The 12827-nt window shown below is 62.8% G+C and carries 12 protein-coding genes; 4 read left to right on the top strand and 8 right to left on the bottom strand.

Translation table 11 applies throughout. The annotated features are described in order from the left end of the window. The first annotated feature begins 344 nt into the window (after nt 1–344). Nucleotides 345–1166: a sulfite exporter TauE/SafE family protein gene (locus Q4S41_RS13500; RefSeq protein ID WP_305031651.1), complete on the top strand. Its 822-nt coding sequence runs from the start codon at nt 345–347 to the stop codon at nt 1164–1166. Here Q4S41_RS13500 and Q4S41_RS13495 read toward each other — a convergent pair. The 3 genes from Q4S41_RS13495 to Q4S41_RS13485 all read right to left on the bottom strand — a co-directional run bounded on the left by Q4S41_RS13495 (nt 1163) and on the right by Q4S41_RS13485 (nt 3520). Next, a complete protein-coding gene (locus tag Q4S41_RS13495; protein ID WP_305031650.1) occupies nt 1163–1357 on the bottom strand; it encodes a hypothetical protein in 195 nt (64 codons plus the stop codon). The two genes, Q4S41_RS13500 and Q4S41_RS13495, sit on opposite strands and share 4 nt — an antisense overlap. Before the next feature lie 33 nt (nt 1358–1390). Further along, nucleotides 1391–2305: a YeiH family protein gene (locus tag Q4S41_RS13490; protein ID WP_305031649.1), complete on the bottom strand. Its 915-nt coding sequence runs from the start codon at nt 2303–2305 to the stop codon at nt 1391–1393. Nucleotides 2306–2614: 309 nt separating this feature from the next. Beyond that, nucleotides 2615–3520: a LysR substrate-binding domain-containing protein gene (locus Q4S41_RS13485; RefSeq protein ID WP_305031648.1), complete on the bottom strand. Its 906-nt coding sequence runs from the start codon at nt 3518–3520 to the stop codon at nt 2615–2617. A 153-nt stretch (nt 3521–3673) separates the two neighbouring features. Between Q4S41_RS13485 and Q4S41_RS13480 the strand changes: the two genes are divergently transcribed. Continuing rightward, nucleotides 3674–4870 (top strand): lactonase family protein, encoded by a 1197-nt coding sequence (locus Q4S41_RS13480; RefSeq protein ID WP_305031647.1) that lies wholly within the window; start codon nt 3674–3676, stop codon nt 4868–4870. Between the two features lie 175 nt (nt 4871–5045). Then, nucleotides 5046–6185, top strand: coding sequence for an AI-2E family transporter (locus Q4S41_RS13475; RefSeq protein ID WP_305031646.1), 1140 nt, complete (start codon nt 5046–5048; stop codon nt 6183–6185). A gap of 171 nt (nt 6186–6356) precedes the next feature. Here the strand turns inward: Q4S41_RS13475 and Q4S41_RS13470 are convergent, their stop codons facing one another. Then, complete coding sequence (locus tag Q4S41_RS13470) at nt 6357–6782, bottom strand: hypothetical protein (protein ID WP_305031645.1); 426 nt, start codon at nt 6780–6782, stop codon at nt 6357–6359. 218 nt (nt 6783–7000) lie between these two features. Here Q4S41_RS13470 and Q4S41_RS13465 point away from each other — a divergent pair, with 218 nt between their 5' ends. Next, nucleotides 7001–7402 carry a hypothetical protein gene (locus Q4S41_RS13465; RefSeq protein WP_305031644.1) on the top strand — a complete coding sequence of 134 codons (402 nt, stop codon included), beginning with the start codon at nt 7001–7003 and terminating at the stop codon, nt 7400–7402. 10 nt (nt 7403–7412) lie between these two features. On the opposite strand, the gene Q4S41_RS13460 is transcribed toward Q4S41_RS13465, so the two are convergent. The 4 genes from Q4S41_RS13460 to Q4S41_RS13445 form a co-directional block, all read right to left on the bottom strand. Then, on the bottom strand, nt 7413–8312 hold the full coding sequence (locus Q4S41_RS13460; RefSeq protein WP_305031643.1) for a DUF6929 family protein: 900 nt from the start codon (nt 8310–8312) through the stop codon (nt 7413–7415). Nucleotides 8313–8330: 18 nt separating this feature from the next. Beyond that, nucleotides 8331–10361 (bottom strand): RICIN domain-containing protein, encoded by a 2031-nt coding sequence (locus Q4S41_RS13455; protein WP_305031642.1) that lies wholly within the window; start codon nt 10359–10361, stop codon nt 8331–8333. Between the two features lie 196 nt (nt 10362–10557). Beyond that, nucleotides 10558–11469 (bottom strand): metallophosphoesterase family protein, encoded by a 912-nt coding sequence (locus Q4S41_RS13450; RefSeq protein ID WP_305031641.1) that lies wholly within the window; start codon nt 11467–11469, stop codon nt 10558–10560. After that, nucleotides 11462–12817, bottom strand: coding sequence for a sodium:solute symporter family transporter (locus Q4S41_RS13445; protein WP_305031640.1), 1356 nt, complete (start codon nt 12815–12817; stop codon nt 11462–11464). The genes Q4S41_RS13450 and Q4S41_RS13445 overlap by 8 nt, the downstream gene beginning before the upstream one ends. Between the last annotated feature and the right edge of the window lie 10 nt (nt 12818–12827).

Raw genomic sequence — 12827 nt, 5'->3', positions numbered from 1 at the left:
CCGGATGTTTTTCTTCCGCTATTGACCGCAACCGGCCGGTTGAAACCGCGAAAAAGGCGACTATTTCTTTAACAACGACAGCAAAGTCAATCCGGCTGTCCTCGGCCTCAGCAACCGGCTGCGAGTAGCGCAGCGCCTACATTTGCGCCACACTTTTGGGGCTGAAACGAAAAGAGCGCGCGGCCGTTCCTGCGCAAGCCAAAGCAGCTTGTTCCCACCCCGGAAGTCACGCGGCGACTGATGTTCGTCACGGGTTGCCACAGTGCGTTTTTCCGCCGCAGGCACGCTTTTTTGATTTGATTTCTGCCTCCCGTTCCTGGCTTCACGCATCTTCCCTCCTACCAATGCTGCACTACCTGGGCTATTTCGCGGCCATTTTCATTGGGCTTTCGCTGGGCATCATGGGCGGTGGCGGGTCCATCCTCACGGTGCCGGTGCTGGTGTACCTGATGGGGGTGAGCCCGGTGCTGAGCACGGCCTACTCGCTGTTTGTGGTGGGGTCCACTTCGCTGGTGGGGGCGTCGCGGTATTTTCGCAAGGGGCTGGTGTCGCTGCGCACGGCCATTGTTTTTCTGATTCCCTCGCTGGCGGCGGTGTTGGCGGTGCGCAAGGTGCTGATGCCGGCCATCCCGCACGAGTTGTTCACTGTGGGAAAGGTAGTGTTTACCAAAGATTTGCTGGTGCTGGTGGCCTTTGCCGGGCTGATGGTAGCGGCGGCCACGTCGATGATTCGCAGCCGGCAGGCCGAAGACATTCTCGATGAGGAATTGCACCACCGGCACCCCTTCAACTACCCGCTCATTCTCACCATTGGGCTGGTGGTGGGCACGCTCACGGGCTTTGTGGGGGCCGGCGGGGGCTTTCTCATCATTCCGGCGCTGGTGCTGGGCGCGCGGCTGCCCATGAAACTGGCCGTTGGGACTTCGCTGGCCATCATTGCCCTCAATTCGCTCATTGGCTTTGGCGGCGACTTGAGTGTGGGCACACCTGTGGCCTGGGGTTTTCTGCTTGGTTTTCTGATGTTTGCACTGGGCGGCATCGTGCTGGGCACCTACCTGGCCCGCTTCATTCCGGGGGCCCGGCTGAAGCCCGCATTTGGCTGGTTTACACTCGCGATGGGCACCTTTATTCTGCTGCGCGAGCTGGTGTTTGCACACCCGCGCTAGGCAGATAAACACCAGCCACCCAAAGCCACTACCGCGCTGTTTATCAGTTCGCCAGCAACGTCCCCAAGCTCATCAACCGGACGCTGCACAACATGAAAAAAACGCTGGAAGTCCCGCGCCTCAAGGGCAAGTTGGAACTGGCCGATGGCTGGTGTCGCCCTAAGCTGGTGTAGCCCTAAGTAGGAAGGCATTTCGAATTTGGTGGCTTCTTCAGGCAAGCAAACCTATACGCTCTGCAAAATGACGTAAAGCGAGCTTACCGAAATCACCACCCACAGCACCGTGCCAAGCACGAATGGCCGCGCCCCAACGGCCCGCACCACCCGCACCGACAGCCCGGCGCCGATAAAAAACAGCGTTACGGTCAGGCCTATTTTGGCCAGGTGCGTCAGCAGCGGCGCCAGGGGGCGCACGGCGGGCACGTAGGTATTGACCAGCATGGCCGCGATGAACCCGAGAATGAAGTACGGAACCTGCACCTTCACGCCTTGCTGCCGGAATGCCAGGGCCGTACCGATGGAAACCGGAATTATCCAGAGGGCGCGGGCCAGCTTTACCGTAGTGGCCACTTGCAGGGCCTGGGTGCCGTAGGCGGCGGCAGCCCCCACCACGGAGCTGGTGTCGTGGATGGCGATGGCGCACCAGAGGCCAAACTGGTTTTGCGTGAGGGCCAGGGCATGGCCGATGGGTGGAAAGGCGAACAGCGCCAGTGCATTGAGCACGAACACCGTGCCCAGCGCCACCGACATTTCTTCGTCTTTGGCCCGCAACACGGGCCCCACGGCCGCAATGGCCGAGCCCCCGCAAATGGCAGTGCCGCACGAAATAAGGTGTACCACGTGGCGCCCCAGCCCCAGCCATTTGCCCACCAGATAACCCAGTCCCAATGTCCCCACCACCGACACCACGGTGAACAAAATACCTTCCTTGCCGGCCTGCAAAGCCGCATGGGCATTCATGCCGAAGCCCAGGCCGACCACCGAAAACTGCAGCAGGTATTTGGTGAGGCGTTTGGTTTGGGAAGTAAAGGGATTGCCAACCGTTTGGGCCAGGATTAGGCCCAGCGCCAGGGCCAACGGCGGCGACGCCCAAGGCGTGAGGCACAACCCCAGCGCCGCCCCAAACACTACCTGTTGCAACGTGAACCCTCGCCCGAAAAGCCGGCGTGGCGCGTGCAGGTTTCGAAAAAAAGGCGAGCTACTTCCTACCTCAGCGCCGGTGGCAGGCGGTGCGGTTTGCCGGCTAGGCTGGGATTGGGCAGAGGTTTGGGTGCTCATGAAGGCCGTAGTGTTTTCTACCCAAAAATACGGCCAGGCCAAAGCCATAGGTTATACAAAATAGTTATTGGTCATTACCGTTGGTAATTAAAGGGCGTAGCTAGTTTGAAAATTCAGTTGCTCTGCATCAGGACAACCAGCTTTACATTCATCCTACTAAAGCTATTAAAATCACGCCTTGGCCCGGGCCTGCACAAACGACAGGAACCGCTGCCCAGCCCGCAGCAACGGCTGGCCCTGCACCCACACGGCGTCGAATTGCCGGGGCAAATGCAGGCCCTCGATGGGGACGATTTCGAGCACGCCACCGGCTAGCTCGCGGGCCAGGGCCCGGCGCGACACAAAGCCGATGGCATCGGGCGCGGCCTCCAGATACGCTTTGATGGCTTCGGTATTATCGAAATAGAAAGCCACGCGCAGGCTACTCAGCCTCACTTGCCGCTCGCGCAGAGCGTATTCGAGCACTTCAAGGGTGCCCGAGCCGCGCTCCCGCAGCACCAGCGGATGGGCCAACGCCTCGGCCAGCGACAGGGCCACTGGCTGACGGCGGCTAGGCGTGGCCCGGCGCACGGCCACCAGCTCGTCGGGCAGCAGCAACTCGTAGTGCAGGTCGCGGGAGCGGGAACGGCCCTCCACCATGCCCAGGTCGAGGTCGCCGCGCAGCAGGGCCTGGGCGATGTGCTCGGAATTGGCATTGAGCAGCGTGAGCTGCACCCGCGGATGGGCCGCCTGGAAGGCGGGCAGCAGGCCGGGCAGCACGTACTGGCTGAGCGTGGTGCTGGCACCCAGGCGCAGGCGGCCGGTGGCTTCGTCGGGGTGGTGCAGGGCCTGAAGCTGGTCGTCGAGGAGTTGGGCCGAGGCGGCCACGGCTTCGGCGTGAGCCAGCAGCAGGCGGCCGGCCTCGGTGAGGGCGATGCGGCTCCCGCTGCGCTCCAGCAGGCGCTGGCCGTGGGTGCGCTCCAGCTCGTGGATGTGCTTGGTGACGGCCGGCTGCGTGACGAAAAGCTCCTGCGCCGCCTTGGTGAAGTTGAGGTGCCGGGCCACGGCCTGGAATACCCGCAGGCGAAAATCTGACATGCGCACAAGGTAGTAAGCCCCCCTCGCCCACCCGCAGCATCTGGTCAGGCAGCGCAGCCGGCCCATTGTCCGTACGCACTCGCTGAGCAAGGGCACCGCCGCTGGCCTCGGGACCGAACTTTTCGCACCTTTGCAGCCATACCCTTCGTGCTGATGACCTCTCCTTCTTCGTTTCCCAAGTTTCGGCGGGCCCTGGCGGCTGGCGTCGGTTCCCTTGTCCTCCTTTCCGTCGCGGGCTGCAGCAAGCCGGCCGCCAAAAGCATGAGCCGCGACTACCTGGTTTATTTCGGCACCAATGTGAGCTCGGAGCAGGAAAACTCGATTTTCCTCTACCGCCTCACCACCGCTACCGGGCTGCTCACGCCCGTGAGCGCCTACCGGGGCGGGGCCAGCCCCACCTACCTCACCATGCCCGCCGGGCGCCGCAACCTGTACGCGGTGAGCGAAACCCAGACGTTCCAAGGGGCCAAGGGCGGGGGCGTGAGCTCCTTCGCCGTCGACCAGCACACGGGAGCCCTCACGCTGCTCAACCAGCAGCCGTCCACCGGCGCGTCGCCGTGCTACATCGCCCTCGACCGCGCCGAGAAGGCGGCCCTGGTGGCCAACTATGTGGGCGGCAATGTGGCCATGCTCCCCATCGGGGCCAACGGCCAGCTGGCCGCGCCCAGCGCCACCGACCAGCACCAGGGCTCGGGCCCGCACAAAAACCAGACGGGTGCCCACGCCCACTGCATCATCCCGGACCCGGCCAATACCTACGCCTTTGCCGTGGACCTGGGCACCGACCAGGTGGTGGCCTACCGCCTGGGGGCCGCCCAAGGCCAGCTCACGCGCCTGCCCGAGCCGGCGTTTGTGGCCAAGCCCGGCGCCGGCCCGCGCCACCTCGTTTTCCATCCCAATGGCAAGCAGGCGTATTTGATAAACGAGCTGAACTCGACCGTGACGGCGCTGGCGTACGATGCCTCGGCGGGCAAGTTCAAGGAACTGCAATCGGTGTCGACGCTGCCCAAGGGCTTCACCGGCGAAAATTCCTGCGCCGACATCCATGTTTCGCCCGACGGCCTGTACCTCTACGCCTCCAACCGCGGCCACAACAGCATCGCGGTGTTTGCCATCGATACGTCTAATGGCACGCTGGCCCCCATTCAGTACATGAGCACCCAGGGCAAGACGCCGCGCAACTTCGCGCTCACGCCCTCGGGCCGCCTGCTACTGGTGGCCAACCAGAACTCCAACAACGTAGTGACTTTCCGGGTAGATGGGCAAAACGGCCTGCTTGCTCCCACCGGCCAAACCATTGAGGTGCCCTCGCCCATGTTCGTGCAGATTGTTGAGGACTTTACGCGCTAAGGAGTGAGGCCTTGATTGGGTTAGCACAGCTTGGGGGCACCCGTTCTGCCAACCCAACCAGGTTTTCAGGGTAGCGCCAACGCCATAGCTGAGCTTACGGGAGCAACATGCGGCGCCGGGCCGCGTAAGTGGGCGTGCCACCCCCCATTGCCGGGCCGGCTCCACGTCCCCTCCCATGCCCGAAACCTACGAACCTGCCCGCGAGCTGCAATTTCCGCTTTATGTGAAAGCGCCGCTGATACTGCTGGGCCTGGCCCTAGCGGTGTTCACCATTCACATTGCCAGCGAAATCATCTTTCCGCTGTTTTTCGCGGCCATTTTTGCCATCATGCTGCACCCCGTGGAGCAGTGGCTGCTGCGGCACCGGGTGCCCAAGCTGCTGGCCATCACCCTTACGGTGGTGCTGGGCGTGACGGCCCTGCTGGGCCTGCTCTACTTCATCTACTTGGAAGCCTCGCAGCTGTCCAGCCAGATGCCGCTCTTCAAAAAGAAGTTTGCCGAAACCACGGCTGAGGTGCACCAGTGGCTGCAAGCGCGCTTTGGCGTGAGCGACCAGAAACTGCAGGGCTACCTCAGCGAAGCCGGCAACCGGGCGTCGGCGCTGCTGGGCGGCACCCTTTCGGCGGTGTCGGGGCTGCTGGTGGTGGCCACGCTCATTCCGGTTTATATTTTTCTACTGTTTCTGTACCAGCGGCGGTTGGTCGATTTTCTAACCCAGGTATTCTCGGGCCACCGGCAGGATACCGGCGTGGCCGAGGTGCTGCGCGAGAGCAAGGCCACCATTCAGAGCTACATGGTGGGTTTGCTCATCGAGGCTAGCATCGTGGCCACGCTCAACACCACGGGCCTGCTCATCATTGGGGTGCCCTATGCGCTGCTGCTGGGCGTGCTGGGCGCGCTGCTCAACTTTATCCCCTACATCGGCGGGCTCATTGCCATTGCGCTGCCCATGCTTATGGCCTTCGTCACGAAGCCCGGCTACGGCCACGCACTGGCCGTGCTGGCCGTTTACATGCTCATCCAATTTATTGATAACCATTACCTCATCCCGCGCATTGTAGCCTCCAAGATTAAGGTCAATGCCCTGGTGGCCATTGTGGGGGTGCTGGTGGGCAACGCCATTGGCGGCATCGCAGGCATGTTTCTGGCCCTGCCGGTCATCGCCATCCTCAAAATCGTATTCGACCGCATCACTCCCCTCAAGCCCTGGGGCATGCTGCTGGGCGACGAGGAAACCCCGCGCGGCCGCCGCATCAACCCGCCTTCCAAAGCCGCTGTGGCCTCAGAGAAGGTTACTTCTACTGCGGTAGAGTAGGCCGGGATTAATTGCCGAAGTCAATGTTAAAGGAGAACGTCATGCTGAGCGCAGCCGAAGCATCTCTACTGTGCCAGTAATAATTACTGATGCACGCGAGATGCTTCGGCTGCGCTCAGCATGACGTTCTTGTAAAGGACGTGCTTATTGGCAATCGGTGGCTAAAGCACCTTACACCACCACGCTTTTCAGCCAGGTTTCGGCGGCCTCGACTGTGGAGAAGCGCTGGAATAAAAACCCGTTCGGCGAGGCCGACACCACCGATTGGGTGGACAGCCGGTGCAGCGGGTCGGCTCCTTCCACAATGGCGCAGTGCCGGGTGCGGGCCTGGCTCATGGCGCGCGGAATCCAGTTGGTGGTCAGCCACTCCTGGGCCGCAGCCGGCAGCGGCGCCCGCTGGCCGTGGTCGGACAGAATTTTGCGCGCGTTGGTGTTCAGCAGCAAAGCCAGCACCTGTTCGTAGAACGCCTTGATGTGGTCCAGCGTGGGGCGCTCGGCACTCCAGGCCAGGCGCGCATAGCCCGAAGCATGGTGAAATACCTTCCCGGCCGCGTTCTGAAAATAGAGCGTCTCCTGGGCTCGGGGCAGCGAATTCATAAGTTGAAGAGGGGTAGAAAAGCCCGGTGGGCGCTGCAAGAGCCAATAAAACTACCAACAAAATTACGGCCTGCAGGGGAATGTCGGCGTTTTATTTCTCAACAAAACGGCCCTGCTTTCGTACATCGGCGCAGCTAAAGACCTGCCTGGCAGCTGCGCCCATTAGATTATCTGTTATTTCATTTATTATCAACGTATTATCTGTTATTGATTAACACATGCGTTTATATTTTGAAAACCCCGTCGGGCGTTTGCTTGAGCATCCCGACGGCTATGCCCTGGTTCAGTATGCACCCGGCGCGCGCGACTTCCCAACGTTTCAGGCCTTCCTCACCCACACCAGCCAGTTGCTGCGGCGCCACGGCTGGCACAAGATGCTGGCCGACCAGCGCCAAATGGCCCCCTACACCGACGAGGAACGCACCTGGATTCGGGAGTTCTGGCTGGCTCGCAGCGAAAGCGAAGGCTACGAGATGTTCGGCGCCATCCTCCTGCCAGCCGATGTATTTGCCCAGCTTACGCTCAACCAGGTTATGAGGGACTCGCAGCAGTCGTCGCTCACCTACCGCCTGTTCGACGGCGAGCCCGCGGCAGTGGCGTGGCTGAAGGAATTGGCTTAAGGGGCCACTTTCACGGTTCCGTCAGGGTGATTTCGGCCACGACGGCGGTGCTGCCGCCCGCATCGTCGTCGGTCACGAGCAGCAGTTCCCAATGGCCCGGGCCAATGCTCTGCCGCACGGCAAGGCCTTCCACTTTGCCGCAGTATGCCCGCCCATCGCGCCAAACCAGGCGGGCAAACACCACCTTCTGCGTTTCCAGGTCGACCACCCCAACGAACGAGCCCAAAACCTCGCCATCGAGCACGGCGTCCTGGGTGTTTTCGACGGATGCCGTCACGAACAGCAGGCCATCGACAAACGTGGCACCCGAAAATCCGGCCGGGCTGCCGGCAATTTCCGGCAGCTCGAACAACTGTTGCCGCACCGCTGGCTCGGCCCCGCCGTGGGCCAGAAAGGCCAGCGTAGCCGCTAGCGGCAGCCGAAACAGTACCGCCGCATCGGCCCGCCCCACGGTGCGCTGAAACAGCAGCAGCTCGGTTTCGGAAGTGGCAGCCGCTTCGAGGTTGAGTACCACACCCAATGCCAGGTAGGGTTGCAGCAGTGCGTAGAGCGGGGCTAAGTCCACGGATTCGGGCGCGGGCGCATCGGTTTCGGTGTGCACAAACCAGCCACGGGCCCGGTTGGGCCGGCTTCCCGAGCCCAGTAGCAGCAGGCCCGCCCGGCCATCGGGCCAGGTCAGAGCGGCCATGCATTCGAGGTCGGGCTTGTCGGCCTTGGGCAGCCGGCCGGTGTCGAAAGCAGTGGTTTCAAATAGCGGCACCCGGCCCGTAACGGCCAGCGTGCGGGCGTCGAGCTGGTAGAGCAGCGGCGCGTCGTCGCCGATGACATAGGCCGTGGCGCCGATGATTTCAACCCCGGAAGCCGAGGGCAGGTTGGGGATGCTGGTTTCGGCAAGAATGCTAGCAGTCATGGCAGCGGCGGCAAAAGCCTACTTCACAATTACCAGCTCTACGCGGCGGTTGAGGCGGCGGGTTTCCTCCCGGTCGTTGCTGTACTTCGGCTTCGAGCCTCCGAAACCGACCGTGGTGATGCGGGTTTCGGCCACGCCCCGGCCCACCAGATAGCGCTTCACCTCGGCCACCCGGTCTTCGGAAAGCTGCTGATTTTTGTCGGCGGGCGGCTCGTTGGAGGTGTGGCCTTCGAGGCGGATTTCGGTGCCGGGGCTGGCTTGCAGGGCAATGGCCAGGCGGTTCAGCTCGGCGTAGGCGGTGCCTAGCAGCGTGGCTTTGCCTTGGGCAAACAAGATGCTGGGCAGGTCGATTTTGGCGCCCACCGCGGCGGGTAGCAGCAGCAGGTCGCGCCGGGGCGAGCCGGCGATGACGACCGTGTCGCCCACCGTGAGGAAGCCGCCGCCGGTGGCCGTGAGGTAGTATTTGCCCGGCAACAAGGACATCTGGTAGCCGCCGGTATTATCGGAGCGGCTGGTGGCATTGTATTGTGCACCGGCGGCGTTGGCCAGCAAATTGGCTTTCACCACGGCGCTGGCCACGGGCTGCTTGCTGCGGGCATCGAGCACGCGCCCGCTCAGGAAGGCGCGCGCAGTGGGGTCGAAGGCAGCGGCCACCGCGGGCGCGGTGGGTACCGAATCGGGGGCCACGGCGCGGCCGGTGCGCCAGATGTCGCTGGTGGCATTGGGCGCGGGCGACGACGAGTAGTAGGCCGTTTTGCCGTCGGGCGTCAGGCTGAGGTAGGCGTTGAAGCCGGGGCCGTTCAGGGCCGGGCCCAGGTTGCGGGGCTCGCTCCACTTGCTCCAGCTGTCGTCGAGGCGCTGGCTCACAAAAATATCGGCCGAGCCGTAGCCCATGTGCCCGTAGGAAGCAAAGTACAGGGTTTTGCCATCGGGCGTGAGCCAGGGCGCGAAGTCGAAGCCGGGCGAATTGAGCACCGGCCCCAGGCTGGTGGGCTCGCCAAAACCGCCTTTGCCGTCGGGCCGGCTCAGGTAGATGTCGTTGCCGCCCTCGGAGTCGCCCCGCTCCAGCGAGAGCAACAGCAGTTGGCCGTCGTTGCTCACGAAATAGCCCGCCCCGGGCACGGCCGTGTAGAAATTGCTAATGCCCACCGGCGTGGGCCGCGCGCCTTTGGCCAGGCCGCTGCTGGCCGCCGCCGTGCTCACCTTGCTCACGCCCTCGTCCCGAAACCCGTTAGAATCATACGTGCCGCGCACAAACAGGGCGCGGCCATCCGGCCCGGTAACGGCCACCACCTCGTTGTTTTGGGCGGTGTTCACGCCGTCGAGGCGCGTGGGGGCGCCCCAGGTCTGGCCCTTGTCGGGGCTCTGGCTCACCCAGGCGTCGCCGGAATCGGTGTTGCCTTCGGTGTTGCCGGCAAATTTGGTGCGGGCGAAATACAAGGTGTTGCCATCGGGACTGAGGATGGGGTGCAACTCGTTGCCGGGCGAGTTGAGGACGGCCAGGGGCTTGGGCGCGCCGAATGGCGAGGGGCCTTCCAGCACATTCAGGCGCAGCCGAAACAGGCGCCACTGCTGGCTGGCCCGGCCGTTGCCCTTCTGGCCCACCACCGGCGTGCCGTTAAACTTATCCGAAGCCGAAAGGGCCGCCACCCGGCTTTCGCTGCGGTTTTCGAGCTGGAAGCTGCCGGCCGGGCCCGCCGGCACCAGCCGCCACTGCTGCGGCTCGCCGCCCTGGTACGGGCGCTGTACCAGCGGCATGTTCTCGCCGGGCTTATCGGCAGTCAGGCACAGGCCGCTGTTTTTTGACTCGATGCGGTAATACTCGCTGCCCTGCCGGATGGGCACAAAGCGCCACTGCTGGCTATTGGCATGGGTGAACTCCCACTGCACGGCGGCGGCGCCGCTGGTGGTACTGGCACTGGCCACGTCGAGACAGCGCCCGCTGCCCCGGTCAATCAGGCCGTAATACGCCCGCTCATCGGGCACGAAAGAAGCTTGAGCATGAGCAAAAAAAGGCAGCAGCAGAATCAGCGAAAGCAATCGAAACATCAGCGGGGGCGCAAAAAAGGGCGCGTGGGTGCATAACGCAAAAGAACGCCGAAATGATGGGAATGGCGGCTCGGCCGTAGGCCCGACGGCGTGTGGGCTATGCAGCTGGGCGCGCTTCACTATCTGACCAAGGGAGATTCCGACGACCAAATGCTGGTGGTGGAGCGGGCCATGGGAAAGGCCCGCCTGTATGACCTCATGCGCGTGCCGCCGGAAAGTCAATCGGACCCGGTGCCGGCGGCGGTATTGGCTGGCAAGCTGCTGCTACACAAGGCGTAGCTGATACAATGGCCCGGCCCTGTAAAGCCTTCTCGGCCTCCGGCAAAATTTCGCAGTTATCCCAGATGCCCGTCAGGAGCGTGTGGGCATAGGAGTCGGGCAGCCCCTTGGCCCGCATCAACTGATGGGCCCTGCCGTTGTCGTAGGTAAAGGCGTGAAAGGTGTAGCTGAACACGCCGTTGGTGTCATCGAGCAGCAAGTACCAGACCCGCGGGGTGCCGTCGTTGGCGGGCATTCCAATCACGCCCGCGTTGAGCCAGTGGTGTCCGGCCCGCGCATCGACAAAGGGTAGTCCGGCGTGGCCGGCCAGTATCACCTCGGCCCCGGTGGCGGCAAAGCTGGTTTTTTTCACCGGCCAGGGCGTGGAAGCGAACACGAAATCGGCGATGCCGGTGGCGGCCCCGTGCAGCACAGCCACCGCCTTGCTCGCGTACCGGAAAGACAGCTGCAGCGGCAGCGTACTCAGCCAGACAACCGAGCCGGCCGACAGGCTCCGCACCGCGTAGGGAAACCAGGCGCGGGACAACAGGTCGCACCGGCTGCCCTCGGCGAAGTTGCAGCCGCAGTCGTCTTCGCCCCGGATGATGTTCTGCTCCACATTGCCCTGAATGGCGTGCACCCCCCACTCTTTCACAAACTGCACCGCGGCCTCGGGCTGGGCGCAGTAGCCCACGATGTCGCCGGTGCAGATGATGTTGCCAACGGGAATCTGCAGCTGGTCGGCAATGGCCTTGAGCGTCTCCAGGGCCTGCAGGTTTGAGTAGGGCCCGCCGAAAACGAGCAGCCGGCCATCTAGCGTGCCGAGGTCTTGGGGGAGTAGATTATTCATGAGCGGGCTTTTTTTGGAGAAGAGCGCAGAGCCCGAATACCGCGAAACAGAAAGCCGACGTAATCAGGTTCGTGCTGAGCAGCGCCCCGTATTTGCCGTCGCCCAGATGCAGGGCATCGGGCAGGGGAAATACGGTGAGCAAACCGCCCAGCACCAGCCCCCCCACTACCGACAGGTGAAAGGCCAGGCGCGGTACGCGGACGTGCCAGAATAAAAACACGGGGGCTAGGCCCAGCACCAGCGTGCCGCTGATGGTGGTAGCCGACAGAATGGCGGGGTTGAAAAACACGGGAATGGTGCCCAGTACCGTCAGCACCACCATGGCCCACCGGCCCCGCGATACGCTGGGCACGGCCGCTTTGCTTAGGTCGATACTGATGAGCTTGGAGAACGAGGCCATAGCCGAATCGAGGGTCGACGAAGCCGAGGTCACCATGATGAGGTTCATGAGCAGCAGCATCGGCACGCCGAAGTAGCGCGCCACGGCCACCGGGGCTTCGCCGGTCAGGGCGTTGAGCTTGGCGAAGATGCCCACGAAGCTAAAAAAAATGATGCAGGCCGAGCCGATGGCCCCCGCCCAGAGGTAAGACCGCAGCGTGGTGCGCGTATCGGAGATGAACCCCCGGTCGGTGAGCACCGGGTCGTGAAACGGGTAGCTGAAGCACTGCACCAACGCCACCAGCAGCAAATCGACGCCCCGCCCCAAGGTCCATTCCCCGCTGCTGAGAAAGGGCTTCAAGCTACCCCCGTACTGCGGCAGGATGAAGCCCAGAATAACCGTGAGCAGCACCACAAAGAGCGAGAGCTGAATTACGTCGGTCATAATCGAGCTGCTCATGCCGCCCTTGAGCGTGTAGGCCAGCGTGAGCAGGGTGAACACCACAATGGCGACGTAATAACTGCTCGTGCCCTGAACGCCAAAATACGAGCCGATGACGATGGTATTGGACCAGATTTCGTTGTACAGCCGAATGATAATCAGAAAAGTAAAGACGACCACCGCCCCCGCCCCAAATTTCGATTCCAGAAAATGGTGGATGCTGCGGTAGCCCCCTCGGTTGCGCATGGCGACGATGACAAAACCGGCCACCAGAAACGACAGGTAATACCCCGCGTAGGCCACGCCCCCCACCAGCCCGAAGCTTTGGCCCAGGTTGGCAGCATTGGTAATCGACTTGGCAAACAGCCAGGAGATAACCAGGCTACTCGTCAGAAAAACAGTATTGGGGGTGCGCTCTTTGCGGGCGCCCCGGAAAAATTCGGCCGCGGTGCGCGACAGCGGCGACACGAAAAACAGCGTGACGCTGGATGCCAGGACCAACGCCCACTGCAACAGGGTGGTGCTCATACAAGGGAAA

The organism is Hymenobacter convexus, assembly GCF_030580955.1.
Classification (GTDB): domain Bacteria; phylum Bacteroidota; class Bacteroidia; order Cytophagales; family Hymenobacteraceae; genus Hymenobacter.
This window is presented reverse-complemented; position numbering and strand designations above follow the sequence as displayed.

Excerpts from the sequence above, each read along its gene's own strand:
- Q4S41_RS13465 (WP_305031644.1), top strand. The coding sequence starts at position 7,001 with ATGCGTTTATATTTTGAAAACCCCGTCGGGCGTTTGCTTGAGCATCCC.
- Q4S41_RS13480 (WP_305031647.1), top strand. The coding sequence starts at position 3,674 with ATGACCTCTCCTTCTTCGTTTCCCAAGTTTCGGCGGGCCCTGGCGGCT.
- Q4S41_RS13470 (WP_305031645.1), bottom strand. The coding sequence starts at position 6,782 with ATGAATTCGCTGCCCCGAGCCCAGGAGACGCTCTATTTTCAGAACGCG.
- Q4S41_RS13450 (WP_305031641.1), bottom strand. The coding sequence starts at position 11,469 with ATGAATAATCTACTCCCCCAAGACCTCGGCACGCTAGATGGCCGGCTG.
- Q4S41_RS13495 (WP_305031650.1), bottom strand. The coding sequence starts at position 1,357 with ATGCCTTCCTACTTAGGGCTACACCAGCTTAGGGCGACACCAGCCATC.
- Q4S41_RS13500 (WP_305031651.1), top strand. The coding sequence starts at position 345 with ATGCTGCACTACCTGGGCTATTTCGCGGCCATTTTCATTGGGCTTTCG.
- Q4S41_RS13485 (WP_305031648.1), bottom strand. The coding sequence starts at position 3,520 with ATGTCAGATTTTCGCCTGCGGGTATTCCAGGCCGTGGCCCGGCACCTC.
- Q4S41_RS13455 (WP_305031642.1), bottom strand. The coding sequence starts at position 10,361 with ATGTTTCGATTGCTTTCGCTGATTCTGCTGCTGCCTTTTTTTGCTCAT.
- Q4S41_RS13475 (WP_305031646.1), top strand. The coding sequence starts at position 5,046 with ATGCCCGAAACCTACGAACCTGCCCGCGAGCTGCAATTTCCGCTTTAT.
- Q4S41_RS13445 (WP_305031640.1), bottom strand. The coding sequence starts at position 12,817 with ATGAGCACCACCCTGTTGCAGTGGGCGTTGGTCCTGGCATCCAGCGTC.
- Q4S41_RS13460 (WP_305031643.1), bottom strand. The coding sequence starts at position 8,312 with ATGACTGCTAGCATTCTTGCCGAAACCAGCATCCCCAACCTGCCCTCG.